Origin of the sequence: Caviibacterium pharyngocola (genome assembly GCF_002795405.1) — a bacterium.
Lineage (GTDB): Bacteria > Pseudomonadota > Gammaproteobacteria > Enterobacterales > Pasteurellaceae > Caviibacterium > Caviibacterium pharyngocola.
Window position 1 is genome coordinate 12428 of the sequence record NZ_PHGZ01000001.1, and the last position, 23987, is coordinate 36414.

Annotated in this window: 22 protein-coding genes; 11 read left to right on the forward strand and 11 right to left on the reverse strand. The window is 41.5% G+C overall.

The window, feature by feature from the left end; translation table 11 throughout:
- Positions 1-4 precede the first annotated feature (4 nt).
- The 5 genes from ispG (at position 5) to CVP04_RS00085 (ending at position 4978) form a co-directional block, all read left to right on the forward strand.
- Positions 5-1111, forward strand: coding sequence for a flavodoxin-dependent (E)-4-hydroxy-3-methylbut-2-enyl-diphosphate synthase (gene ispG / locus CVP04_RS00065; protein ID WP_100295493.1), 1107 nt, complete (start codon positions 5-7; stop codon positions 1109-1111).
- A gap of 10 nt (positions 1112-1121) precedes the next feature.
- A complete protein-coding gene (gene hisS, locus CVP04_RS00070) occupies positions 1122-2402 on the forward strand; it encodes a histidine--tRNA ligase (RefSeq protein WP_100295494.1) in 1281 nt (426 codons plus the stop codon).
- A gap of 10 nt (positions 2403-2412) precedes the next feature.
- Positions 2413-3027 (forward strand): YfgM family protein, encoded by a 615-nt coding sequence (locus tag CVP04_RS00075; protein WP_100295495.1) that lies wholly within the window; start codon positions 2413-2415, stop codon positions 3025-3027.
- Between the two features lie 68 nt (positions 3028-3095).
- Entirely contained in the window at positions 3096-4541 is a 1446-nt protein-coding gene (locus CVP04_RS00080; RefSeq protein WP_100295496.1) for an NAD-dependent succinate-semialdehyde dehydrogenase, read from the forward strand.
- On the forward strand, positions 4526-4978 hold the full coding sequence (locus CVP04_RS00085; RefSeq protein ID WP_100295497.1) for a methyltransferase family protein: 453 nt from the start codon (positions 4526-4528) through the stop codon (positions 4976-4978). The genes CVP04_RS00080 and CVP04_RS00085 overlap by 16 nt, the downstream gene beginning before the upstream one ends.
- Here CVP04_RS00085 and CVP04_RS00090 read toward each other — a convergent pair.
- The 6 genes from CVP04_RS00090 to CVP04_RS00115 all read right to left on the reverse strand — a co-directional run bounded on the left by CVP04_RS00090 (position 4975) and on the right by CVP04_RS00115 (position 12418).
- Complete coding sequence (locus CVP04_RS00090; RefSeq protein ID WP_100295498.1) at positions 4975-5856, reverse strand: DMT family transporter; 882 nt, start codon at positions 5854-5856, stop codon at positions 4975-4977. The genes CVP04_RS00085 and CVP04_RS00090 overlap by 4 nt on opposite strands.
- A gap of 58 nt (positions 5857-5914) precedes the next feature.
- Complete coding sequence (gene uxuA / locus CVP04_RS00095; protein WP_100295499.1) at positions 5915-7099, reverse strand: mannonate dehydratase; 1185 nt, start codon at positions 7097-7099, stop codon at positions 5915-5917.
- Positions 7100-7444: 345 nt separating this feature from the next.
- Positions 7445-8197, reverse strand: coding sequence for an FCD domain-containing protein (locus CVP04_RS00100; protein ID WP_100295500.1), 753 nt, complete (start codon positions 8195-8197; stop codon positions 7445-7447).
- Positions 8194-10593, reverse strand: a complete 2400-nt coding sequence (locus CVP04_RS00105; RefSeq protein ID WP_100295501.1) for a glycoside hydrolase family 31 protein — start codon at positions 10591-10593, stop codon at positions 8194-8196. Before CVP04_RS00105 ends, CVP04_RS00100 begins: the two co-directional genes overlap by 4 nt.
- Before the next feature lie 18 nt (positions 10594-10611).
- Positions 10612-11913 (reverse strand): TRAP transporter large permease, encoded by a 1302-nt coding sequence (locus CVP04_RS00110; protein WP_100295502.1) that lies wholly within the window; start codon positions 11911-11913, stop codon positions 10612-10614.
- A 13-nt stretch (positions 11914-11926) separates the two neighbouring features.
- Positions 11927-12418, reverse strand: coding sequence for a TRAP transporter small permease (locus CVP04_RS00115; RefSeq protein WP_100295503.1), 492 nt, complete (start codon positions 12416-12418; stop codon positions 11927-11929).
- A 288-nt stretch (positions 12419-12706) separates the two neighbouring features.
- Between CVP04_RS00115 and CVP04_RS00120 the strand changes: the two genes are divergently transcribed.
- The 5 genes from CVP04_RS00120 to CVP04_RS00140 all read left to right on the forward strand — a co-directional run bounded on the left by CVP04_RS00120 (position 12707) and on the right by CVP04_RS00140 (position 17559).
- The gene (locus tag CVP04_RS00120; protein ID WP_423738286.1) at positions 12707-13639 is read left to right on the forward strand and encodes a TRAP transporter substrate-binding protein; all 933 of its coding nucleotides are present in this window, start codon (positions 12707-12709) and stop codon (positions 13637-13639) included.
- Positions 13640-13701: 62 nt separating this feature from the next.
- Positions 13702-14547, forward strand: coding sequence for an SDR family oxidoreductase (locus CVP04_RS00125; protein ID WP_100295505.1), 846 nt, complete (start codon positions 13702-13704; stop codon positions 14545-14547).
- A gap of 9 nt (positions 14548-14556) precedes the next feature.
- Positions 14557-15960, forward strand: coding sequence for a glucuronate isomerase (gene uxaC / locus CVP04_RS00130; protein ID WP_100295506.1), 1404 nt, complete (start codon positions 14557-14559; stop codon positions 15958-15960).
- A gap of 9 nt (positions 15961-15969) precedes the next feature.
- Positions 15970-16908 (forward strand): sugar kinase, encoded by a 939-nt coding sequence (locus CVP04_RS00135; RefSeq protein WP_100295507.1) that lies wholly within the window; start codon positions 15970-15972, stop codon positions 16906-16908.
- Positions 16909-16917: 9 nt separating this feature from the next.
- Positions 16918-17559, forward strand: coding sequence for a bifunctional 4-hydroxy-2-oxoglutarate aldolase/2-dehydro-3-deoxy-phosphogluconate aldolase (locus CVP04_RS00140; RefSeq protein ID WP_100295508.1), 642 nt, complete (start codon positions 16918-16920; stop codon positions 17557-17559).
- Positions 17560-17625: 66 nt separating this feature from the next.
- Here the strand turns inward: CVP04_RS00140 and rimI are convergent, their stop codons facing one another.
- The gene (gene rimI / locus CVP04_RS00145) at positions 17626-18066 is read right to left on the reverse strand and encodes a ribosomal protein S18-alanine N-acetyltransferase (RefSeq protein WP_100295509.1); all 441 of its coding nucleotides are present in this window, start codon (positions 18064-18066) and stop codon (positions 17626-17628) included.
- Between the two features lie 11 nt (positions 18067-18077).
- A complete protein-coding gene (locus CVP04_RS00150; protein WP_100295510.1) occupies positions 18078-18482 on the reverse strand; it encodes a DNA polymerase III subunit psi in 405 nt (134 codons plus the stop codon).
- 63 nt (positions 18483-18545) lie between these two features.
- Here CVP04_RS00150 and rsmC point away from each other — a divergent pair, with 63 nt between their 5' ends.
- Positions 18546-19541, forward strand: a complete 996-nt coding sequence (gene rsmC / locus CVP04_RS00155; RefSeq protein WP_100295555.1) for a 16S rRNA (guanine(1207)-N(2))-methyltransferase RsmC — start codon at positions 18546-18548, stop codon at positions 19539-19541.
- Between the two features lie 38 nt (positions 19542-19579).
- Here the strand turns inward: rsmC and fbpC are convergent, their stop codons facing one another.
- From fbpC to CVP04_RS00170, 3 genes are all read right to left on the reverse strand, one after another.
- Positions 19580-20629 carry a ferric ABC transporter ATP-binding protein gene (gene fbpC, locus CVP04_RS00160; RefSeq protein ID WP_100295511.1) on the reverse strand — a complete coding sequence of 350 codons (1050 nt, stop codon included), beginning with the start codon at positions 20627-20629 and terminating at the stop codon, positions 19580-19582.
- 92 nt (positions 20630-20721) lie between these two features.
- Positions 20722-22779 (reverse strand): ABC transporter permease, encoded by a 2058-nt coding sequence (locus CVP04_RS00165; protein WP_100295512.1) that lies wholly within the window; start codon positions 22777-22779, stop codon positions 20722-20724.
- A gap of 57 nt (positions 22780-22836) precedes the next feature.
- Positions 22837-23877, reverse strand: a complete 1041-nt coding sequence (locus CVP04_RS00170) for an ABC transporter substrate-binding protein (protein ID WP_100295513.1) — start codon at positions 23875-23877, stop codon at positions 22837-22839.
- Positions 23878-23987: the final 110 nt, after the last annotated feature.

The following is a 23987-nucleotide window of genomic DNA, read 5'->3' on the forward strand; positions in this document are numbered from 1 at the left end:
AATTATGTCAGCATTTAAACCAACGATTAAACGTCGCGAATCGACGAAAATTTATGTGGGAAACGTACCGATCGGCGGTGATGCGCCGATTGCCGTGCAATCAATGACCAATACGCGCACAACGGATGTTGAGGCGACGGTGGCGCAAATTAAAGCCTTAGAGCGCGTCGGTGCGGATATCGTGCGAGTTTCCGTGCCGACAATGGACGCGGCGGAGGCGTTTAAATTAATCAAACAACAGGTGAACGTGCCCTTGGTGGCGGATATTCACTTCGATTATCGAATCGCGCTTAAAGTGGCGGAATACGGTGTGGATTGTTTGCGTATTAACCCCGGTAATATCGGTCGGGAAGATCGCATTCGCGCCGTTGTGGATTGCGCAAAAGATAAAAATATTCCGATTCGTATCGGAGTTAACGCGGGTTCTTTAGAAAAAGATATTCAAGAAAAATTCGGCGAACCGACACCGAAGGCGTTATTGGAAAGCGCATTGCGTCACGTTGAAATTTTAGATCGTTTGAACTTCGATCAATTTAAAGTCAGCGTCAAAGCTTCGGATGTATTTTTAGCGGTAGAAAGCTATCGTTTACTTGCTAAAGCCATTAAACAACCTTTGCATTTGGGTATTACCGAAGCGGGAGGCGCCAGAGCGGGCGCAGTAAAATCGGCGATCGGCTTGGGAATGTTGCTTGCCGAAGGGATCGGCGATACTTTACGCGTTTCTTTGGCGGCGGATCCGGTGGAAGAAATCAAAGTGGGATTCGATATTTTAAAATCCCTGCGTATTCGTTCGCGCGGCATTAATTTTATCGCCTGCCCAACCTGTTCGCGCCAAGAATTTGACGTTATCGGCACGGTTAATGCCTTGGAGCAACGTTTAGAAGATATTATTACCCCGATGGACGTGTCGATTATCGGCTGCGTGGTAAACGGGCCGGGCGAAGCCTTGGTTTCCGATCTCGGCGTCACCGGCGGAAATAAAAAGAGCGGCTATTATTTAGACGGCGAAAGACAAAAAGAACGTTTTGATAATGATGATTTAGTCAATCAGTTAGAAGCGAAAATTCGGGCGAAAGTAGCACAACAAGACCCGAAAAACAGAATTATTTAAGGAAAATATCGTGGCAAAAACAATTCAAGCAATTCGCGGAATGAATGACTGTTTACCGACGGAAACTCCATTATGGCAATGGGTTGAAACGAAAGTGCGGTCGGTTTTGGCAAGTTATGGCTATGCGGAAATTCGTATGCCGGTGGTGGAAAGCACACCGTTATTTGCGCGCGCTATCGGTGAAGTGACCGATGTGGTGTCAAAAGAAATGTTTACTTTTGACGATCGCGATAACGAAAGTTTAACCTTGCGTCCGGAAGGCACGGCGGGTTGTGTGCGTGCAGGGATCGAGCACGGCTTGCTATATAACCAAGAACAGCGTTTATGGTATATGGGCCCGATGTTCCGCTATGAACGTCCGCAAAAAGGGCGTTATCGCCAGTTTCATCAAGTGGGCGTGGAAATTTTCGGCATTCCGAATCCGGAAATCGATGCGGAATTGATTATGCTAACCGCACGCTTATGGAAAGATTTAGGCATTTTCGAGCACGTTACTTTGCAGTTAAATTCAATCGGCTCCTTAGAGGCACGCCAAAATTATCGCACGGCGTTGGTGACATTCCTCGAACAGCACATTGATTTGATGAATGATGAAGAAAAAGAACGCTTGGTTAAAAATCCGTTACGCATTTTGGATACTAAAAATGAAGCGTTGCAACAAGTATTGAATGACGCACCGAAATTGTTGGATTATCTGGATGAAGAAAGTCGTCAACATTTTGCACAACTTTGCGGTTTGTTGGATGCCGTTGGTATTCGTTATGAAGTGAATCCGAAATTGGTTCGCGGCTTGGATTATTACAATAAAACGGTTTTCGAATGGGTCACTTCCGCATTGGGCGCACAAGGTACGGTTTGCGGCGGCGGACGTTACGACGGTTTGGTCGAGCAATTAGGCGGTCACGCAGCGTGCGGCGTCGGGTTTGCTATGGGCTTGGAACGTTTGGTATTATTAGTGCAAGAGGTTAATCGGCAGATTGTGTTGCCAAGAGCGGTGGATATTTATGTGGTTTACGCCGGTGAAAATACAACCTTGCCGGCATTCCGCCTTGCGGAAAAACTGCGCTCGGAACTACCGCACTTACGCACAATGACCCATTGCAGTGGCGGGAATTTCAAAAAACAATTTAAACGCGCGGATAAAAGCGGTGCCAAATTCGCCCTTGTTATCGGCGAAAGCGAAGCACAAAACCAACAAGTGGTGGTGAAAGATTTATTGGGCGGTAGCGAGCAACAAATCGTTGCATTAAACGAGGTTGTCGCTTACCTAACGCAAGCATTTAACGCATAAGGAAAATAAAATGGCTTATACCATTGAAGAAGAACAAGAACTGAACGAACTGAAAACTTGGTGGCAAGAAAATTACAAATCGATTATTGTGATTTTTATTCTTACCTTCGGCGGCGTGTTCGGCTGGCGTTATTGGCAAGATTATCAAGTAAGCAAAATGCAGCAAATCTCGGCGCAATATGATCAAGTGATTTATGCGGAGCAAAAAGATAGCGCCGAACAAAGCGCAAAATTGGATCAATTTGTTAGCGAGAATAAAAAAACCAGCTACGCGGTTTTTGCATTGTTAGACGGAGCAAAAGCGGCGGTGGATAAACAAGATTTTCCGGCGGCGGAAAAATTGTTAAAACAAGCTGTTGCCGAATCAAGCGACGATCTTTTATTATCGGCAAGTGCTTTACGTTTGGCGACCGTTCAATTTCAGCAACAGCAATTTGATCAAGCCTTAGAAAGCCTAAAACAAGTGAAAGTAGCGAGTTGGGAAGGACGCAAAAATTTATTGCACGGCGACATTTTACTGGCGAAAGGCGATAAAGCCGGCGCGAAAGCCAGCTTTGAGCAAGCACTTAAATCCGCCGATGCCTTGGAGCAATCATTGATTCAAGTCAGACTGAATAACCTATAACGCCTTAACGCCTTAAAGCCTTGTGATGATTCCAAGGCTTTAATTTTATTCGATTCGGAGTGAATTTTATGGATTTTCATCATTTACTCAAAACTCAAGCCTATATCAACGGCGAATTTATTTCCGCAAAAAATGACCGCACTTTTCCCGTTTATAATCCGACGACGCAAGAACTAATTTGTCGCGTAGCTTGTTGCGGCGCGGAAGATACCGATTTTGCCATTCAAGCCGCCAAAACTGCGCAAGCAAAATGGAAAACATATACCGCAAAAGAGCGGTCGAAAATTTTGCAGAAATGGTATGCCTTGATTATGCAAAACCAAGAGGCGTTGGCGTATTTATTAAGCCTTGAACAAGGCAAACCCTTGGCGGAAAGTCGCGGTGAAATTGCTTACGGCGCCGCGTTTATCGAATGGTTTGCGGAAGAAGGTAAACGTGCTTACGGTGAAATTATTCCGCAAGATCGTGCGGATCGTCGTTTATTGGTGATTAAACAACCGGTCGGCGTGGTGGCCGCGATTACACCGTGGAATTTTCCCAATGCGATGATCACGCGTAAAGCCGCGCCGGCATTGGCAAGCGGTTGTAGTATTATCGTGAAACCGGCACCGGAAACCCCGCTTTCCGCCTTGGCGCTCGCTGAATTGGCACACCAAGCCGGTATTCCTGCTGGTGTGTTTAACGTTCTGCCGACTGCGCAGGCGGAAGAAGTGGGCGAAGTGTTAACGGCAAGTCAAGATGTGCGTAAGTTGACTTTCACCGGCTCAACCAAGGTGGGCAAAATTTTAATGGCAAAATGTGCCGATACGGTGAAAAAACTCAGCCTTGAACTCGGCGGCAATGCGCCTTCGTTGATTTTTAACGATGCGGATTTGGATAATGCCGTGGATGCCGTGATTGCGTCAAAATTTCGTAACTCCGGACAAACCTGCATTTGTACCAATCGCATTTATGTACAATCAGGCATTTATCGCGCGTTTGCCGATAAATTAAAAGAAAAAGTGCGGTCGTTTATTGTCGGAAATTTTGACCAAGAAAACGTGCAAATCGGACCGTTAATTACGGAAAATGCCGTGCAGAAAATGGAACGTCATATTGCGGACGCGCTTGCTAAAGGCGCAAAACTTACTCTCGGCGGAAAGCGCCACGCCTTAGGCGGAACCTTTTTCGAACCGACGATTTTGGAAGATGTCAGCCAAGAAATGTTAGTCTGCCACGAAGAAACTTTCGCCCCGTTAGCGCCGTTAATTCCTTTTGACACGGAAGAACAAGCGATCACAATGGCAAACGATAGCCCGTTCGGACTCGCCGCTTATGTTTATACCCAAGATATAAGCCGCATTTGGCGCGTGAGCGAAGCCTTGGAAACCGGCTTGGTCGGCATTAACGAAGGCGTGATTTCCAACGAAGTCGCACCTTTCGGCGGCGTAAAACAATCGGGATTAGGGCGCGAAGGTTCTCGCCACGGCTTAGAAGAATTTTTAGAAATCAAATACTTATGTATGAAAGTATAAAACAGCCGAAAATTCCACCGCCCTTTTGGTTTATTGCCTGCGCAGCACTCGTTTATGCTACGCCGGCAATTATCCCTTTTACCGCTCCTTTATGGATAATCGCACCGTTCATCCTTTCGGCTTGCGGAATTGCCGCAATCAGCTTGTGGCAATTCCACGTCGTTAAAACGACAGTTCATCCCTTGCAATTAGAAAAAACATCGGTTTTAGTCACCAACGGCATTTATCGAATCAGCCGTAACCCGATGTACCTGAGTTTATTACTATTGCTAATTTCGTGGTGCCTTTATTTAGGCAGCCTTGGCGGATTACTCGGCGTGATTTTATTTGTCTTCATTATCAATGAATTACACATCAAACCGGAGGAAAAAGTATTAACCGAATATTTCGGTAATCAATATCGGGAATATCAACGAAAAGTGCGGCGGTGGGTTTAGGCTTTTTTTCTTTTTTTCCAAATTGCAGGTAAACGATAAATGATTAATGCACCTAAAATTAATACGCAACCTAGCCCTTTAATTGGACTGACTTCTTCATCAAAAATTAAAATACTTAACCACATTGCCCAAACCGGTTCGAGCAGCATAATAAATGCGCCGGTAGAAACGTTACAATATTTTTGACCGATGGTTTGTAATAACACTCTCCCGTTGGTGGCAATTAATACACTTAACGCAAACCAGCCCCAAATATGGCTAGAAATAGGGAATTGCCAAGTTTCGAATATAACGGAATAAAAGGTGCAACAAATTCCTACAATGCCCACTTGAATTGTTGTTAAAGCAAGCGGCGGTACGTTTTGAGCAAAACGGTTGTTTAGAATAAAATAGATTGCCGCCGTTATGGTCGAACAAAGGAAAATCATATTTCCTAAAGAAAAATGAAATTTTCCTTTACCGGAAGAAAGAAAATAGAGCCCCAATATTGCAACCGGCAAACAAATCCAAAAGATTTTTATCGGACGGATTTTAAAGATCATCCAATTTAATAGAGGCACAATCAGCATTGCCAAACTGATGATAAATGCACCTTCACCAAGATATCGGCTATAACTTAGCCCCATTACCCATAACAGCATATTTGCGGTAAAGGCGAGTCCGACCAAACTGCTTTGATAAAATTGCGTACCGGTTAAAGTTCTTAATTGACGAAATGCTAAAGGAATAAAAAGTAGGCAAGCAAGCGAAAAACGTAATCCTACAAATCCGACGGGCGGTAATTCGGTCATCGCGAATTTAGAAAAAAACCATCCCCAAGACGCCATTAACGCGACGATGAAGATGATCACTTCGCCTTGATATTTCTTTATATTCATAGATAAATTCGGATAGAAAAGATAGGCTTATCAAATAAGCCTATCTTAGATCATCTTTTTATTTTTCAAAAAAGACTTTTTTCAATGCCATCTCTAAGCCGCGAAATTCTGCCAATCCTTTTAAGCGTCCGATAGCGGAATAGCCGGGGTTAGTTTTCTTACGCAGATCATCAAGCATTTGATGCCCGTGATCAGGACGCATCGGAATCAAACGCAAATCACCGTTGGCTTTACGACGGTATTCTTCCGTTAATAAGGTTTTTGCCACATTAAACATATCGACATCGCCTTCTAAATGAGCCGCTTCGTGGAAACTAAGCGGATTATCTTCTCGGCAAGTGGAACGTAAATGCGCGAAATAAATACGATCGGAAAATTTTTCCGTCATTTTGACTAAATCATTATCGGAACGAACACCATAAGAGCCTGTACACATTGTGAAACCGTTCGCAGGAAGCGGCTCGGTTTCGATAAACCACTGCATATCTTCAATAGTTGAAACAACGCGTGGTAAACCAAGAATCGGGCGAGGAGGATCGTCAGGATGCACCGCCATTTTAATGCCGACTTCTTGCGCGACAGGTATTACTTCATTCAGAAAATAAGCTAAATGCGAACGAAATTTTTCCGCCGGAATGTCTCTATAACGATCTAATTGTGCTTGAAATTCATCTAAAGTATAACCTTCTTCCGCACCGGGAAGCCCTGCAATAATATTACTGGTGAGCTGCTTGATATCTTCCTCGGTCATTTTTTCAAAATAAACTCTAGCTTGCTCGCACTCTTCGGGTGTGTAGGATTCTTCCGCCTGAGGGCGTTTTAAGATATAAAGCTCAAATGCGGCAAAAGCGATTTGGTCAAAACGTAATGCTTTTGAACCGTCCGGCATTTGGTATGCCAAATCCGTTCTTGTCCAGTCTAAAACCGGCATAAAATTGTAACAAACCGTATCAATACCGCACTTCGCTAAATTGCGTAAGGTTTGTTTATAGTTTTCAATCCATTGCTTGTAATTACCCGTTTGCGTCTTAATCTCTTCGTGAACCGGAACACTCTCCACAACAGACCAAGTAAGCCCTGATTGCTCAATAATATCTTTGCGTTTTTGTATCTCTTCTATACGCCAAATCTGCCCGTTCGGAATATGATGTAAAGCCGTAACAATACCGGTTGCCCCCGCTTGTCGAATATCAGATAGTGATACGGGATCATTCGGCCCGTACCAGCGCCAGGTTTGTTCCATAATTTTGCTCCTTTTTGATTTAATTCGTTCAGTATTTATTTTCCATAATTTACCAATAATTGGAATGCCAAAAATCAAGAAATGTGATATATATCACGTTTTTATTTTGATTGGAATGCCAATATTGATAGAGAGTTCATTATATATAAATTAGAAAGAAGAACTATGAAAGTATTTGGTTCTTGTAAAAAAATGGAAAAGGCGCGTTAAAGATCTCATTCAATGATTATTTTGTGGATCTACTTATTCGTAATGATGAGGTTTATGATAATATTTAATTTAATAAAAAAGATCAAACTAATCTATTTAAAAGTAAGTTTGATCTTTTATATTGAAAAAGTCTAATTATACACCGACAAAAACCGGATTTACGTTAAATAAGAAACCATCAAAATTAGGGTCTTCAATATTCGATAGTTCAAAAAGCTTTTGTTTGACGTTTTCTAAATGTTGCCACATTGCTTTTTTGGCTAATGCGGGATCTTTCCGTTGAATCGCATTAAGAATATTTTCGTGATCTTTCAGCCAAAAAGAGCGGTATTTTTGATCGGCAATGTGCGAATGTAGCCCTTGCCACATTGAATTATTGCGGTATTTCCATAAATCCTTTTGAATTTGGATAAGAACCTCATTTTGAGTGATTTCCGCAATAGTTCTATGAAATTCTTCATCGGCGGCGTAATCAAGGCTATCTTGTACCAAGTCCATACGTTCGCGTTGTAGAATATCCCTTAATCTTAGAATGTCATTGCGCGATGCTTGAATTGCAGCAAACTCTGCGACACTACTTTCAAATAACTGTCTTGCCTGTAATAATTCGAAAGGTCCCACATCTTCATAGTCAAGGTTATTATTACTTTGATCTTGGCTTGGTAGATTTATTATATAAACTCCGGAACCTTTTCTTACGGAGACGAGATTTTCTAATTCAAGCATAATAATTGCTTCGCGGATAACCGTTCGGCTCACATTCATTCTATCTGCAAGATAGCGTTCCGGAGGGAGTCTATCTCCGATTTGATAGACTCCGTCTATTAATTCTTGCCGTAAAATTGCGCCTACTTTTTTGTAGGAACGCAATTCTATGTTTTCGGTCATAATTGCTCCTTATATGGAATATCGTCAAGTAAAATACTATCTCCATTATTTCGTGGTAATCCATTAACGATTAACGTTCTATTTTTCGATTCAGGTAATTTAATAACGAGTTCCTTATAACTTGGTTGCCATTCACCCATTTTAGAAATCGTTAATTCAATGGAGGTTTGTGTACAAGTTAAATAACATTTTAGTTCTAAATATTGTTTATTCAGATAGTTAAAAGTTTCACCGTCATCATCAAAAATAGCGGTACTTATTGTAGCATTTTCTTGTAAAGGATATAGCTGTAATATGCGAATATTATCTTTTTCATTGCAAATATGTGCAGTTCTTTCCGACATCGGAATAATTGAACCGGCTTTGATAAATAGCGGAATTTTATTCAATGGAGCATCAACTGTTATGGTTTGTCCACCTTGGAAATATTGATTGGTGTAGAAATCAAACCAGCCTGCATTATTTTGCGGTAAATAAACCTCCCGTGTTCGTTGTTTATCTTCAACGACAGAGGCGACTAAAATATCTTTACCTAATAAATAATCGTCACATTCGGCATAAGTATGAAGATCATTTTCGTGATCTAAGAATGTCGGACGTAACATCGGTTCTAAATTTTTGTGCGACTGCCATAGAATATTATAGAAATAAGGCATTAATTTATAACGCAATTTAATAGTATCTCTAATAATATCCGTGACTTCGGGATACATCCAAGGTTCATTCACGGTTTTATCATCATTCCAAGAATGAATAGTAAAACGCGGGTGCATTATTCCGTTTTGTACCCAGCGTACAAATAATTCCGGTTCAGGTTTATTACCTGAAAAACCGCCTACATCGTGACCCAGATTATATAGCCCCGATAAACTCATCCCTAACCCCATACGAATATTATATCTTAAGGTATTCCAGCTGGTTCTATTATCACCGGACCAAGTTTGCACATATCTGTTCATCCCCGGACAGCCGGAGCGAGAGATTAAATAAGGACGTAAGTGCGGTGTAAATTCTCGTTGTGCTTCATAGGATGATTTCATCATTAATAATGAGTGAAGCGGTCGAATTAATTTAATCGGAATGGCTTCGCCAAAACCATAACAACGCGCATTGGCATCCCAAATTTCGTATTCGTTGTTATCATTCCAAGTGGAATCAATACCGTATTCCAACAGTTGTTTTTTAACGTTATTTTTCCACCAATTAATTGTTTCCGGATTGGTAAAATCTAAATGCGAACCTTCATCATCCCAAAATACGGAACGTTCCGGAACATCCTGTTCTGAGTCTTGAATAAACAATCCCAATTCTTTAACTTCATTATATCTAGGATGATCTTGCAATAAACAAGGTTTAATATTGGCGGCTAATTTCATCCCGGCATTATGAAAATGTTCTGTCATTTTCTTCGGTTCAGGCACTTTAGTGTAGTTCCAGTTAAAGACATAACGTTTATCATTGATTGATGTATAGCCAGAAGATAATTGGAATGAATCGCAAGGAATATCGTGTTCTTGGCAAAGATCAACGAATTTTTTTAACTGCTCCTGCGCATCCGGTGCATCGGTATAGCTCATTGTCGAGCCGCTGTAACCCAGACTCCATTTTGGTGAAAATAACATTCCACCGGTAAGTGCAGTATATTTTTTGGTAACCTCTAAAACGCTAGGTCCATAAATGATGTAATAATCAAGATCACCATCTTCGGCGCGATAGCTTTTATATGCAACGTGATAATTATCCAATTCATTGCCTAAATCAAACCAACAAGAGGCTAAATTGTCGTAATAAATTCCATAACTGACATCATCGGTTTTCGTTATATAGAAAGGAATATGTTTATACAATGGATCGGTTGTTTCGGCATTATAGCCCATTGCATCAAGATTTCTCATTTCAAAGCGATGACCTTTAAGGTTTAAATTACCGGCTTTTTCGCCTAATCCGTAATAATCTTCATTAGGTTTTCGAATTAAAAAATGACTGACTTTTGTATTATCAAGTGCAAATAAATAAGCCCCTGTTTTTCTGTCTTGTGCTAAAGGCAACCAGCGATCATCTTTTTTGTAAAACCATTCCAAATATAGCGGATTGTGAACAATTACTTTCAGTAAATCGGTTGTTACTTCAATTCGATCTTGGGTTTGCACTAAATGATAAGCAGGCAGGCTGAAACCTTCGGTAGAAAAACGTTCCCGACCTTGCCATTGAATATCGGTTTGATTTGGTGTAATTGCCCAAGTGCGGTCTAATTTAAATTGATTATTTTTACTGAAGGCAACTCGAATAATATCATCTTCCAATATAAATAAATGAAGTAGGTATCCGTGATCACATTCGATATCGATTCGATTATTTTCTTCTTTCAAATAATTAGCAGATTTTAATGTTTTCATAAATTATTCCTTTTCTTATTAATATCCGAGTAATAATTGTGGTAACAATAAGCTTAATTGCGGCACATAAGTGATTAATAATAATGTGCAAATCAAGATAAAGTAGAACGGAAGTAGCGGTTTAATGACTTGGTCGATTTTAACACCGCCGACTGAGCAACCGACAAATAATGTACTTCCGACCGGTGGCGTACAAATACCGATTGATAAGTTAAATGTCATTAAAATACCGAAATGCACCGGATCCATTCCTAATTCTAAAGCGATAGGTAAGAAAATCGGGGTAAAGATTAGTAATGCCGGTGTCATATCCATAAATGTACCAATGATCAATAAAATCACATTGATAATTAATAAAATAATGATAGGGTTTTCTGAAATTGTTAATAGAGCGTCACTAATCATATAAGGAATATCTGCGTTTGCCATTGCCCAAGACATACCCATTGAGGTGCCGATTAATAAAAGAACGATTGATGTCGTAATCATTGCTTCCAGAATAATAGATGGAAGCTGTTTAATCGGAATTTCGCGATAAATACCGACTGATAGGATTAATGTATAAACAACGGCAATCGCAGAAGCCTCTGTTGCCGTAAATATACCGGCAATAATACCGCCGATAATAACGATAACGAGTCCTAAACTTGGTAAAGCATCTAATGTTTTTGAGGTGACTTCTTTGAAACTTGGTTTTGGTGAAACCGGATAACCGCGTTTTTTGGCAATAAATCCGGCAACTAACATAATCCCTAAGCCCATTAAAATTCCGGGAATATAGCCGGCAAGAAATAATGCACCGATAGATGTACCGCCTGAAATTAAGGAATAGACGATAAATGTATTGCTTGGTGGAATTAATAGTCCGGTCGGTGAAGAAGTAATATTAACAGCCGCAGAGAAAGCAGGGTCATAACCTTCTTTCTTTTGTAATGGTGCCATTGTGCTACCTACAGCCGCAGTTGCCGCTACCGCAGATCCGGAAATAGATCCGAACATCATATTTGCCAGTACATTAACGTGCGCTAATGAACCCGGTAAGCGTCCGCCTAATACTTTGGCAAATTCAACTAAGCGTAAGGCAATCCCGCCTCGATTCATAATATTACCTGCAAGGATGAAGAAAGGTATTGCAAGTAAAGAGAAACTATCTAATCCTGATGCCATTTTTTGCGAGATAACTGCAATAGCGGCATCAAACGGAATCGACATCATAATAGTCAGTAAAGAGGCGATACCGATAGCGAAAGAAATTGGTGTACCAATGGCGAGAAGAAGAAAAAAACTACCGCATAAAACAAGAATTGTTGACCATTCCATAATAATATTCTCCTTATTTATGGTGAATGAGTTTTTGAGATTGTTCAATAAGATCTCTGCATAAGAAGATCAACATAAATAATCCGCTTAAAGGAATTGCTAGGTAGATTAGTCCCATTTCTATACCAAGGACGGGAGATATTTGCCCTGCGCTCATTGTCTTTAATACTAACTGACCGCCTCCGTAACACATAATAATTAAAGTGAACAATAAGCCTATTATGGTGATCACTATTTGTAATAAATTATGTTTTTCCGGCGTTTTTTCTAATTTTGTTAATAGCAAGTCAATAGCCAAGTGCTTTTTTTGCCCTAATCCGTAAGCTGCACCGATTAAACCTACCCAAATAAATAAAAAACGAGCTAGTTCGTCTGTTACTGTACTCGGATCATTCAATACATAACGAGAGAATACTTGCCATACTACGCAGAGAACTAACGATGAACAGAGCACTACACAAAATATGGCAAGTGCTTTATCAATAAGAGATATAAAACGGGTCATTTTAACTCCTTAAAAATTAGCATTATGTTTTTTTGGTGTACCAAATATAGCGTAACTCATCTATCTATTTCAGATTATTTTATTGAAATTGTGATTTTTATCACAAATTTAATTTAATTTATTAGGATTGATATGTAAATTGGTTTAATATCTTTTCTGGCGGGGTATTTGGAAACTTGTTCTAATCTAGTTGTATACCAGTTTATCTTAACCACTTATGGAGAGGCTATTATGTCTATGCAGAAAAAGACACTTTCATTAATTATCGGCGGATTACTTGCTGCAACAATGTCAGTAACAGTATCAGCAAAAACAGTTTTAAAATTAAGCCATAATAATGATAAAACGCATCCGGTTCATATGTCTATGCAATATATGTCCGATGAGGTGAAGAAATTAACTGATGGTGAAGTTGTAATCCGAATTTATCCGAATAGCCAATTAGGTACGCAACGCGAGTCGATGGAATTATTGCAATCCGGTTCTTTAGATATGGCTAAATCTAATGCTAGCGAATTAGAAGCTTTTGAGCCGACTTATGCGGCATTCAACGTGCCATATTTATTTAAAAATTCGGATCACTACTATAAAGTTTTACAAGATGCTGATGTCGGTCAAAAGATTTTATCTAACTCTGCCGGTAAAGGGTTTATCGGATTGACTTATTATGATGCAGGGTCTCGGAGTTTCTATGCACAAAAACCGATTCGTACACCGGAAGATTTAAAAGGAATGAAAATTCGTGTGCAACCTAGTCCAAGTGCTTTAGAAATGATGAAATTGCTTGGTGCATCACCAACGCCTTTAGCTTTCGGTGAACTTTATACCGCACTTCAACAAGGTGTAGTCGATGGTGCGGAAAATAATCCGACCGCTTTAACATTAATGCGCCACGGAGAGGTAGCGAAGTTTTATAGTGAAGATGAACACACTATTATTCCGGATGTATTAGTAATCAGTGAAAAAACTTGGGCAAAACTTTCTCCCGAACAGCAAAAAGCACTTAAAGAAGCTGCCGACAAATCTATGATGTATCATAAAGATTTATGGATTGAAATGACGGCAAAAGAAGTGAAAGAAGCAAAAGAAAAATTGGGTGTTGAATTTGTTAAAGTTGAAAAACAACCTTTTATTGATGCGGTTAAACCAATGCACGATAAAGCGAAAGCTGATGCTGTGATTGGTTCGTATATTGAAAAAATTGATGCCTTAGGTAATTAATAACTCATCAGGATATAGCGTATTTCGCTATATCCTCATCTTTTTTATGTGGGAGATAAAAAATGAATTTTGTAAAAAATCATAATTTTAAAGATAAAGTTGTTGTTATTACGGGGGCCGGCGGTGTGTTATGTGCTTTTTTTGCTAAAGAAATCGCTAAAACAGGGGCAAAAGTCGCTCTATTAGATATTAATTTAGAAGCTGCAAATAAATATGCGCAAGAAATTGTTGCTGAAGGCTATGTTGCCAAAGCATATCAAACGAATGTGTTGGATTTAGATAGCATTCGAGCGACAAGAGATCTTATCACCCAAGATTTTGGCACTTGCGATATTCTCATTAATGGCGCGGGAGGAAACAATCCTAAAGCGACAACGGATAATGAATTTCACGAATTTTCATTACCGGAGAATACGAAATCTTTTTTTGACTTGGATAAATCCGGTATTGAATTCGTGTTTAACTTGAATTATTTGGGTACATTACTTCCTACGCAAGTTTTTGCTAAAGATATGATTGGTAAGAAAGGTGCAAATATTATCAATATTTCAAGTATGAATGCCTATACGCCATTAACTAAAATTCCGGCTTATTCGGGGGCGAAAGCGGCAATTAGTAATTTTACTCAATGGCTGGCGGTTTATTTTTCACGCGTTGGTATTCGTTGCAATGCCATTGCGCCGGGGTTTTTAGTCAGTAACCAAAATAGAGCATTGCTTTTTGATGCGGAAGGTAAACCGACGGCAAGAGCTAATAAAATTTTAACCAATACACCAATGGGGCGATTTGGTGAAGCAAGTGAATTGCTTGGCGGCATTCTATTTTTAATGGATGAACAATATTCTAGTTTTGTAAACGGTGTTGTGTTACCTATTGACGGTGGTTTCTCTGCCTATAGTGGTGTCTAGGAGGTAAATATGAAACCTTTTATGTGCGAAGATTTTTTATTGTCAAATGATATTTCCCGCGAACTTTATCATCAATATGCCAAAGAACAGCCTATTTTTGACTACCATTGTCATTTAAGCCCGAAAGACATTGCGGAAAATCGCCAATTTAATAACCTTACAGAGATTTGGCTGGAAGGCGACCATTATAAATGGCGTGCGTTACGTTCTGCCGGCGTTGAAGAGCATTTTATTACCGGCAAAGCCAGTGATTATGAAAAATATCAAGTTTGGGCAAAAACAGTTCCTTTGTGTATCGGTAATCCGATTTACCATTGGACGCATTTAGAATTGCGCCGTCCTTTTGGTATTCAAAATACCTTGTTTAATGAAAAAAGTGCGGTGGAAATTTGGCATAAATGTAATGAAATGTTGCAACAACCGGAATTTTCCGCACGCGGTATTATGCAGCAAATGAATGTGAAGTTAGTTGGAACCACGGATGATCCCATTGATGATTTAAGCTATCACGCCAAAATAGCACAAGATCCGGATTTTGATATTGCCGTCGTACCAAGTTGGCGACCGGACAAAATCTTCAAAATCGAATTAGTCGGTTTTAATGATTATATTGCCCAACTCGGTGCAGTAGCGGATGTTGAGATTCGTGATTTTGACAGTTTGAAAAAAGCGATTTTAAAACGTTTGGATCACTTTGATTTTTATGGTTGTAAATCTGCTGATCACGGTATTGAGATCCTTCGCTTTGCGCCAATTCCTGATGAAAAAGAATTGGATCGCATTTTATCTCAACGATTAAATAATCAACCGATTAGCGAACTACAAATTGCGCAATTTAGCACTGCAGTTTTAGTTTGGTTAGGTCAGGAATATCATAAACGACAATGGGTTATGCAAATGCACATCGGTGCATTACGCAATAACAATACCCGAATGTTTAAATTATTGGGTGCTGACAGCGGATTTGATTCGATTGGCGATCGTTTATTTGCAGAAAATTTATCTCGTTTATTGGACGCTATGGATCAAATGGATCAACTTCCAAAAACCATTTTGTATTGTTTGAATCCGCGAGATAACGAGATGATTGGCAGTATGATTGGCAATTTCCAAGGCGGCGGTATTGCAGGGAAAATCCAATTCGGTTCAGGCTGGTGGTTTAATGATCAAAAAGACGGTATGGAACGTCAGTTGCAGCAACTCTCACAATTAGGCTTGCTAAGTCAATTTGTCGGAATGTTGACGGATTCCCGCAGTTTTCTTTCTTATACCCGACACGAATATTTCCGTCGTATTTTATGTGAAATGTTCGGAAAATGGGTGGTTAACGGTGAAGTGCCTAATGACTTAGAATTGCTTGGTAATATGGTTAAAAATATTTGTTACCATAATGCGAAAGCCTATTTTAAATAAGGTTGAATTATGAAAAAACTAACCCTACTCGGCGAATGTATGATCGAACTGAACGGTGAACCGTTCGGGCAGATGTTGCAGACTTATGGCGGAGATACGTTAAATACCGCAACCTATCTTGCCAGAGTTAGCCGTCGTTCGGAAATTGATGTGCAATATGTTTCTGCGTTGGGAACGGATAAACTCAGTTTGGCGATGTTGGCGCATTGGCGGGCGGACGGAATTAATACGGATTTGGTTTTGTTAGATTCGCAGCGTCAGCCGGGGTTGTATTTGATTCAGTTGGATGCGCAAGGCGAGCGGACGTTTTTATATTGGCGTAATCAATCTGCTGCACGTTATTTGTTGCAACATTCGGATTTTCCGAAGGTCGCGGAAAAATTAGCCGAGGCGGATGCGTTGTATTTAAGCGGGATTTCTTTAGCTATTTTGCCGAAAAACGACCGCACTTTGTTACTCGAGTTGTTAAAACAATTACGCGCCAAAGGTATTGAGATTATTTTCGACAGTAATTATCGTCCTAAACTTTGGGAAAATGCGGCGGAGGCGCAATATTATTATGCCGAGTTGTTGAAGATGGTGGATGTGGCGTTAGTGACTTTTGACGACGAGCAGTTGCTTTGGGGCGATTTAAACGAACAAGCAAGTCTAGAACGCTTGGCAAGTTACGGCATCGGTAAAATTGTATTGAAACAAGGAAAGTGCGGTGCGATTTTGTGGCAAAACGGTAAGCAAGAGCCGGTTTCGACAATCGCAGTCGAAAATGTGGTGGATACCACTTCTGCCGGCGATGCCTTTAATGCCGGATTTTTACAAGGTTATTTAAGCGGTAAAGATTTAGTGACCTGCTGCCAACAAGGCAACCAATTAGCCGGTATTGTGATTCAGCATAAAGGCGCGATTATTCCTAAATCGGCGACAGCGCATTTGTTAGAAAAATTTAATTAAAGAAAAACAATGGCTTATACAACAGAACAGATTATCGAAAAATTACGCGATATTAAATTAGTGCCGGTGATTGCGTTGGATAATGCGAAAGATATTTTACCGTTGGCACAAACTTTGGCTGATAACGGTTTGCCGGTGGTGGAAATTACTTTCCGCTCCGCGGCAGCGGAGGAGGCGATTCGTTTGTTACGCCGGCATAATCCGGAAATTCTGATTGCGGCAGGAACGGTTTTAACCCAAGAACAAGTGGTTAAAGCCAAAAATGCCGGCGCGGATTTTGTGGTTACTCCGGGATTTAATCCGAGAATCGTGCAGCTTTGCCAAGACTTGAATTTCCCGATTACACCGGGCGTGAATAATCCTATGGCGATTGAGTCCGCGTTGGAAATGGGGTTGACCGCGGTGAAATTTTTTCCGGCGGAAGCAAGCGGCGGGGTAAAAATGATTAAGGCGTTGCTTGGGCCTTACGCTCAGCTACAAATTATGCCGACTGGCGGAATTAATTTGACGAATATTCGGGATTATCTTGCCGTGCCGAATATCGTGGCTTGCGGTGGATCTTGGTTTGTGGAGAAAAGCTTAATCAATGCGCAAAACTGGACGGAGATTGGACGTTTGGTGAAAGAAGCAGTGGAGTTGATTCAAGCTTAATAGATTATTTAAAGAACTTGTTAAAGTGCGGTAGAAAAATGAAATATTTTTCACCGCACTTTTCACTTATAAATACAGCGCCATTACCACGGCGTGTTCTCTGTCGCCGTCGGGGGTCGGGTAATAATTTTTACGAATATCCACTTCATTAAATCCTTGTTGTAGGTAAAGTTGTTGTGCGGTTCGGTTGGATTCTCTGACTTCCAGCCATAATGTCACGATGCCTTGTGCGCGGAGTTTTTCGATTAAGGCATTTAACAGCGCTTTGCCGAAACCTTGTCCTTGATAGTTCGGATCCACGGCGATATTAAATAATGTCGCCTCGTCCAGTACGGTTTGGCAAATGGCGAAAGCGAGGATTTTTCCGTTATTGTCACTCAGTTTGAGATTGAGATAACGTTCTCCGCAGTTATTTTTCAATGTGCCGAGCGACCAAGGTACAAGGTGTGCGGCTTGTTCTATCTCAAAAAGACGGTCGAAATCTTGTGGTTCAATAAGCGAAATCATTAGTATAAATCTTAACAATGTTGAATTTGTTGCCAAAGGGCGCGCTTGGCTTGCGGTGTTTGGGCAAAGGTTTGCCAATCGGGCGAATGCCATTGTGCGATCGCCTGTTTACACAAAGTTAAAGTGCGGTGAATTTTTTCTTCGTTATCACTGAGCAGCCAATAAAAAACAGGATGTTGAATATTCAATAAGGGCACAAAGTCAAAATCAATCTGTAAATAATCTTGCCGCGTCATTTCCAGACCGAACAAAATATCATCAAGCAATTTGTCGGCTTGCGCCGGCTTCTCACTAACAATAATTAAGCGAATACGGTTGTCAACCGGCGTGTTTACCGCACCTTTTAAAACGTCCGGACGGTTTAGTCGCCATTGGGTGATGCCCATTTCCTGCAAGAGTAGATCGCGTCTGTTCATAGCGTTGAGATTTTCCTTTATAATAGCGCTTAATTTTAACCAATAACGAATAGGATGAACAGCGTGATTTCTTTGGAAAGCCAAGTTCTTGAACGCCATTTGGATTTTTTTGTCGATCAATCCGTTTTATTTGCCGGCGGTATTAATGATGCCTTTCCGCAACAAATTCAAGGAAAAGCTCGCTCGGTGCAAGTGTGGTCGTGGTATTTTGATTATGCCGGCAAACGGCAAAGTGCGGTGGATTTTTCCGTCGAATGTGCCTTGCAAGCGGATTTAATCGTGTATTATTGGACGAAAAACAAGCAAGAAGTAGCGATGCAATTAATGCAATTATTGGCGCAAGGGGCGGAAAATCAGCAAATGTTGATTATCGGTGAAAATCGCTGCGGTGTGCGTTCGGTGGAAAATTTGCTTAAGCCTTATGGCGAAATTGCAAAAATCGATAGCGCCAGACGCTGCGGATTGTATCATTTTTCGTTAAAAAAACGACCGCACTTTGATTTGACAAGTTATTGGAAATCCTATCGAACCGAGGCGATTTCGCCATTGACGATTTGGAGTTTGCCGGGGGTGTTCAGCGCCAACGAGCTAGATACTGGCACGTCGTTATTGTTATCCACGTTAGATTCACCTTTGCAAGGCGATGTGTTGGATTTAGGCTGCGGCGCGGGTGTGATCGGCGCTTATGTGAAAATGCATAATCCGAAGGCAAATGTCACAATGTGCGATATTCACGCCTTGGCGTTGGCTTCTGCCGAGCGCACTTTGGCGGAAAATCATTTACAAGCAAAAGTGATCGCCAGCGATGTGTTTTCGCATATTGAGGGAAAGTTCGATGTAATTTTGTCCAATCCGCCGTTTCACGATGGCATTGACACCGCTTATCGCGCGGTGAGCGAATTGATTCGACAAGCGAAAGCGTATTTAAAAAACGGCGGCGAGTTGCGTATCGTCGCGAACGCATTTTTGCCTTATCCAGATTTGTTGGATCAGCATTTCGGTTCACATCGAGTGTTGGCGAAAACGGGAAAATTTAAGGTGTATTCGGTAAGAGCGTAAAAATGCGGTGATTTTTCACCGCACTTTTGCTTATCCGTTTATTCTTTTTTCAATAAGAACACGCCGTGTTCCGCCAAGTGAATATAGGCTTCGGTCAAATCCGGTATAAAGTTGTCCGGATTGGCGTTGATAAGCAAATCTTTTCCGCCCCATTCGGCGACGATTTCCCAATGATTGCCCATATAGACCGCACTTTTAATGCGGCAGCGTTGGCTCGGTTCGCCGTCGGTTTTTAAGGTGATGGCTTCCGGTCGAATGCCGACTAAACAATCGCCGTCCGGTAATCCGAATTGTTGCGTGTCAGGTAAGGTAAACGTATAACCGTTAACGGTTATGCGATTTTGTGCCAGTTGACCGTCGAAAATGCTACTTTCGCCCATAAAGTTTGCCAAGAACAGCGAGTTCGGGCGAAGGTATAATTCTTTCGCCGGCGCTTTTTGCATAATTTTTCCTTTGTGCATTACGATCACTTCGTCCGAAACGGCGAAAGCTTCCGTTTGATCGTGGGTCACATAAAGGGAAGTGATGCCTAAACGTTGTTGTAATTCACGAATTTTTTCACGCATTGAACGGCGAAGATTGGCATCCAAGTTACTGAGCGGTTCGTCAAAAAGTAGCACTTTCGGTTTCAGCACTAAGGCGCGCGCGAGGGCGACGCGTTGTTGTTGACCGCCTGAAATTTGATCCACATAACGATCTTCAAAACCGGCTAAATCAACCAATTCGAGCGCTTCTTTTACGCGCTGTTTACGTTCTTCTCCGCCGATGCCTTGCATTCTTAGCCCGTAGCCGACGTTATCGCCGATTGACATATGCGGGAAAAGGGCATAAGACTGGAAGACGATACAAATATCGCGGTTTTGAATGGAGGATTTGGTAACATCCTCGCCGTCGATAAAAATTTGTCCTGATGTCGGGCTTTCCAAACCTGCGACCAGACGTAGCACGGTGGTTTTGCCGCAACCGGACGGGCCTAATAAGGTTACCATTGTGCCGCGTTTAATGGTGAGATCCAAATTATCGATAACTACGGTTTTGCCGAAAGCTTTGGTGATATTTTTTAAAACTAAGAAATCAGTATTACTCATATTACTACCTATTGATTTTAATTCTGCGGTGCGCCTGATTTGCGCACCTTTATAATGTATTCTTGCGGCGAAATATGCCGCCGCACTGCGCGTTAGTTCATTTTTTTCGCTTTGGAACGAGAAATACGCGTATCGCCCACAATCCAGTCAAAGAACAGGATAATTGCCATCATTACCACGATTAAAATCGAGCCGTAGGCGATTGCAATGCCGTATTCGCCGTCTTCCACTCGGTTCAATATGTATGCGGTCGCCACACGCGTATCGGCGGTGACTAAGAAGATAATGGCGCTGACGGTGGTCATTGCGCGCACGAAACTGGTGACGAGCGCGGATAATAACGCCGGTTTTAATAATGGGAAAACAATATACCAAATAGTTTTGAACGAGCTGCCTTTTAAGGAAAGCGAGGCTTCGTCAAGGGATTTGTCAAGTTGCCCTAAACCCGCAATGGCGGCACGCATTCCGATCGGCAAATCACGCATTACCATTGAAATAATAATGATGATGCCCGTGCCGGTGATGTACATCGGCGCATTGTTAAAGGCGAGAATGTAAGACACCCCGGCAACTGTGCCCGGTACGGCGAAACATAACATTGTGAGAAATTCCAAACTTTTTTTACCTTGGAAATCTTTTCTGACCACAATGTAAGCGATAAGCAAGCCGAATAGAGCGGTGAGCGGTGCGGCGATACCGGCATAGATCATTGTGTTGATCAAAGACGGCCACGCACCGTCGCTTAAACCTTGTCCGAACAACATTGCATAGTTGCGTAAGGTTAAGGTGTAATCGACGCCCCAGTTGACAGTGAAACTGCCGTAGAAAATACTGCCGTAAAGTGCGAGGTTAAATATAATCCAAAAACCAAGCATTGCAATAATGGTAAATTTCAAGCCGTTAGGCAATTCTTGTACGTCGCCGCGATAGGATTTGCCGGATACGGTGACGTAAGAGCGGTTGCCGATCCATAAATATTGAATGATAAAAATGGCAAGGGAGAAAATTAACAACATTGATCCCAAAGTGCTGGCTGAGGCGTAATCTAATTGCGAACCGGCAATATAGAAGTAAATTTGCGTGGCGATTACATCGAAACTGCCGCCCAAGACCAACGGATTACTGAAGTCGGCTAGGGATTGGATAAAGACGATTAAAAACGAATTCGCCAATGCCGGACGTAACAGCGGAAAAATAATGTTATAGAACGTTTGGTAACGATTGGCGCGTAAGGTGTAAGACGCTTCTTCGATGGAGGGATGAATGGATTTTAACGCGCCGTCTAAAATCATAAATGAAATTGGGGCAAAGGCTAAAATCTGCGCAATGGCGATACCGGCAAAACCGTATAGCCAGTTGTGATTGGTAAAGCCTAAATAGGTATCCAAAAATTCCGTGACATAGCCGGAACGACCTAACATTAAAGTTACGCCTAAACCGACCACAAACGGCGGTGTGACAATCGGTAAAATGGAAAAGATTTTGCCGATAAAGGCGGTGCGACGCGCGATTCGCGTGGTGTAGAGCGCAAAGGCTAAACCGAAAATCGTGGAAATCAACCCGACAAAACCGGATAAAAACAAGGAATTGGTAATAACGCGTAAAATGTATTTTTGATTTAAGATACGAATGACTTGCTCTGGCGCAAAGGTGTCGCCGTCATAAAACATTGAAATAAAAATTGCGACGGTCGGATAAACGATAAAAAAGAAAATAATCAGAATAATACTGATAAGCGAGGCAAGAATAAATTTATCGCCTTGCATTATTTTCAACTTGGCGAGCGCCAAGGTAGCAAGTGCGGTTAAACTGACGATTAACATAATCATCGAATAACCCATACTGACTTTATAGATCGTAGCCGTTACAAACGCGAATAGCACCGTGAAAGCGACCAAATAAAGTTCGGCTTTCGCTTGTTTTTCAACGGATAACTTCAACATCGGGAAAAGTAAAAATCCGATTAACGGCAAAAACCATAGAATGGTTAAGTTAACAGACGACCAGCCCATTGCTGCCAAGAATTCATCGGCGGTACTGTCTAATAAACCGTAATCCAGCGCAGTGGACGGCAAAATTAAAAATGCAATAAATGCCAAAATGACCCAAAAAGTTGATCTGTGGGTCAAGGGTAATTTTGCGGAAATCATAATACCTCGCATAAAAAAGATAAGAATGTGGTGAAGCACCACATTCTTTTTTGATAATTATTTTGCTAATTTAACGTCATCGACCCATTTCGTAATCAAACGTTTACGTTCATCGGCGGCGCCGTATTTTTCAAAATCATAGTTAATCAGATTTAACGTCGTCGGATCGAATGCTGTTGGTGATTGCTCCGCCGTGGTGTTAGTCAGAATTTGGAAGGAACGACCTTTTTTCCACGCCAATTCTTGCCCTTCTTTAGAAAGCGCCCAGTCCACAAAGAGTTTAGCGTTTTCCATATTGCGTGCGCCTTTAATAATGCTCACTCCGCCGAGTTCATAACCGGTTCCTTCGCAAGGTACGATCATCTCGATCGGCGCACCTTGTTGTTTTTCCAAGGAATAATCGTGTAAGAAACCGATACCTACAGTGGTTTCGCCGCGTGCCGCATTGCGAGACGGTGTGATACCGGATTTCGTGTATTGCGAAATATTCGGGTGTAATTGTTTGAAATAATCGAAGGCTCCGTCTTCGCCCCAAAGTTGCACAAAGGTAGCGATCGCCGTATAAGCCGTACCGGAACTTTGCGGATCGGCGATTTGAATTTCACCTTTTAAGCGCGGATCCAATAAATCTTTCCAACATTTCGGCACTTCGGTAATGCCGAGTTTTTTCAAGCGTTCCGTATTTACGCCGAAACCTAAAATCCCCATATAAATGGCGGAACTGAGATTGCCTTTGATTTTCGCCGGATCTTGGAATCGTTCGACGACTTGATCAATGTTCGGCGAACGATAGGGTTCCAATAAACCCAATTCACCCGCTTGAGATTGCGGGTCGAAAGTACCGCCGTACCACACGTCGGCTTGCGGATTGTTTTTTTCCGCTTCGATTTTGGCGAAAGTGCTGCCGGAACCGTTACGAATAAAAGAGGTTTTTACATTATATTTCGCGCCGAAGGCTTGGGTTTCGGCTTCGCACATTTCGTTCGTCGCACTGCAATAGACCACCAATCTGCCTTGCGCGTTCGCTTGCGCCGTGACGAATAAACCGGCGGTTAAAAGTGCGGTCGAAATTGCCACGGAAATTTTGTTTAATTTCATAACGAATACTCCTTAACTTGTTATTGTTATTTTTTGCTTGCCAAAATGTGGCGTGATGTGATCAAATTTGTCGTTTTGATTGGGCGTATGCTACGCGAAAGCGAGAAAAA

Excerpts from the sequence above, each read along its gene's own strand:
- ispG (WP_100295493.1), top strand. The coding sequence starts at position 5 with ATGTCAGCATTTAAACCAACGATTAAACGTCGCGAATCGACGAAAATT.
- CVP04_RS00075 (WP_100295495.1), top strand. The coding sequence starts at position 2,413 with ATGGCTTATACCATTGAAGAAGAACAAGAACTGAACGAACTGAAAACT.
- CVP04_RS00080 (WP_100295496.1), top strand. The coding sequence starts at position 3,096 with ATGGATTTTCATCATTTACTCAAAACTCAAGCCTATATCAACGGCGAA.
- CVP04_RS00085 (WP_100295497.1), top strand. The coding sequence starts at position 4,526 with ATGTATGAAAGTATAAAACAGCCGAAAATTCCACCGCCCTTTTGGTTT.
- CVP04_RS00090 (WP_100295498.1), bottom strand. The coding sequence starts at position 5,856 with ATGAATATAAAGAAATATCAAGGCGAAGTGATCATCTTCATCGTCGCG.
- uxuA (WP_100295499.1), bottom strand. The coding sequence starts at position 7,099 with ATGGAACAAACCTGGCGCTGGTACGGGCCGAATGATCCCGTATCACTA.
- CVP04_RS00100 (WP_100295500.1), bottom strand. The coding sequence starts at position 8,197 with ATGACCGAAAACATAGAATTGCGTTCCTACAAAAAAGTAGGCGCAATT.
- CVP04_RS00105 (WP_100295501.1), bottom strand. The coding sequence starts at position 10,593 with ATGAAAACATTAAAATCTGCTAATTATTTGAAAGAAGAAAATAATCGA.
- CVP04_RS00110 (WP_100295502.1), bottom strand. The coding sequence starts at position 11,913 with ATGGAATGGTCAACAATTCTTGTTTTATGCGGTAGTTTTTTTCTTCTT.
- CVP04_RS00115 (WP_100295503.1), bottom strand. The coding sequence starts at position 12,418 with ATGACCCGTTTTATATCTCTTATTGATAAAGCACTTGCCATATTTTGT.
- CVP04_RS00120 (WP_423738286.1), top strand. The coding sequence starts at position 12,707 with ATGTCAGTAACAGTATCAGCAAAAACAGTTTTAAAATTAAGCCATAAT.
- CVP04_RS00125 (WP_100295505.1), top strand. The coding sequence starts at position 13,702 with ATGAATTTTGTAAAAAATCATAATTTTAAAGATAAAGTTGTTGTTATT.
- uxaC (WP_100295506.1), top strand. The coding sequence starts at position 14,557 with ATGAAACCTTTTATGTGCGAAGATTTTTTATTGTCAAATGATATTTCC.
- CVP04_RS00135 (WP_100295507.1), top strand. The coding sequence starts at position 15,970 with ATGAAAAAACTAACCCTACTCGGCGAATGTATGATCGAACTGAACGGT.
- CVP04_RS00140 (WP_100295508.1), top strand. The coding sequence starts at position 16,918 with ATGGCTTATACAACAGAACAGATTATCGAAAAATTACGCGATATTAAA.
- rimI (WP_100295509.1), bottom strand. The coding sequence starts at position 18,066 with ATGATTTCGCTTATTGAACCACAAGATTTCGACCGTCTTTTTGAGATA.
- CVP04_RS00150 (WP_100295510.1), bottom strand. The coding sequence starts at position 18,482 with ATGAACAGACGCGATCTACTCTTGCAGGAAATGGGCATCACCCAATGG.
- fbpC (WP_100295511.1), bottom strand. The coding sequence starts at position 20,629 with ATGAGTAATACTGATTTCTTAGTTTTAAAAAATATCACCAAAGCTTTC.
- CVP04_RS00165 (WP_100295512.1), bottom strand. The coding sequence starts at position 22,779 with ATGATTTCCGCAAAATTACCCTTGACCCACAGATCAACTTTTTGGGTC.
- CVP04_RS00170 (WP_100295513.1), bottom strand. The coding sequence starts at position 23,877 with ATGAAATTAAACAAAATTTCCGTGGCAATTTCGACCGCACTTTTAACC.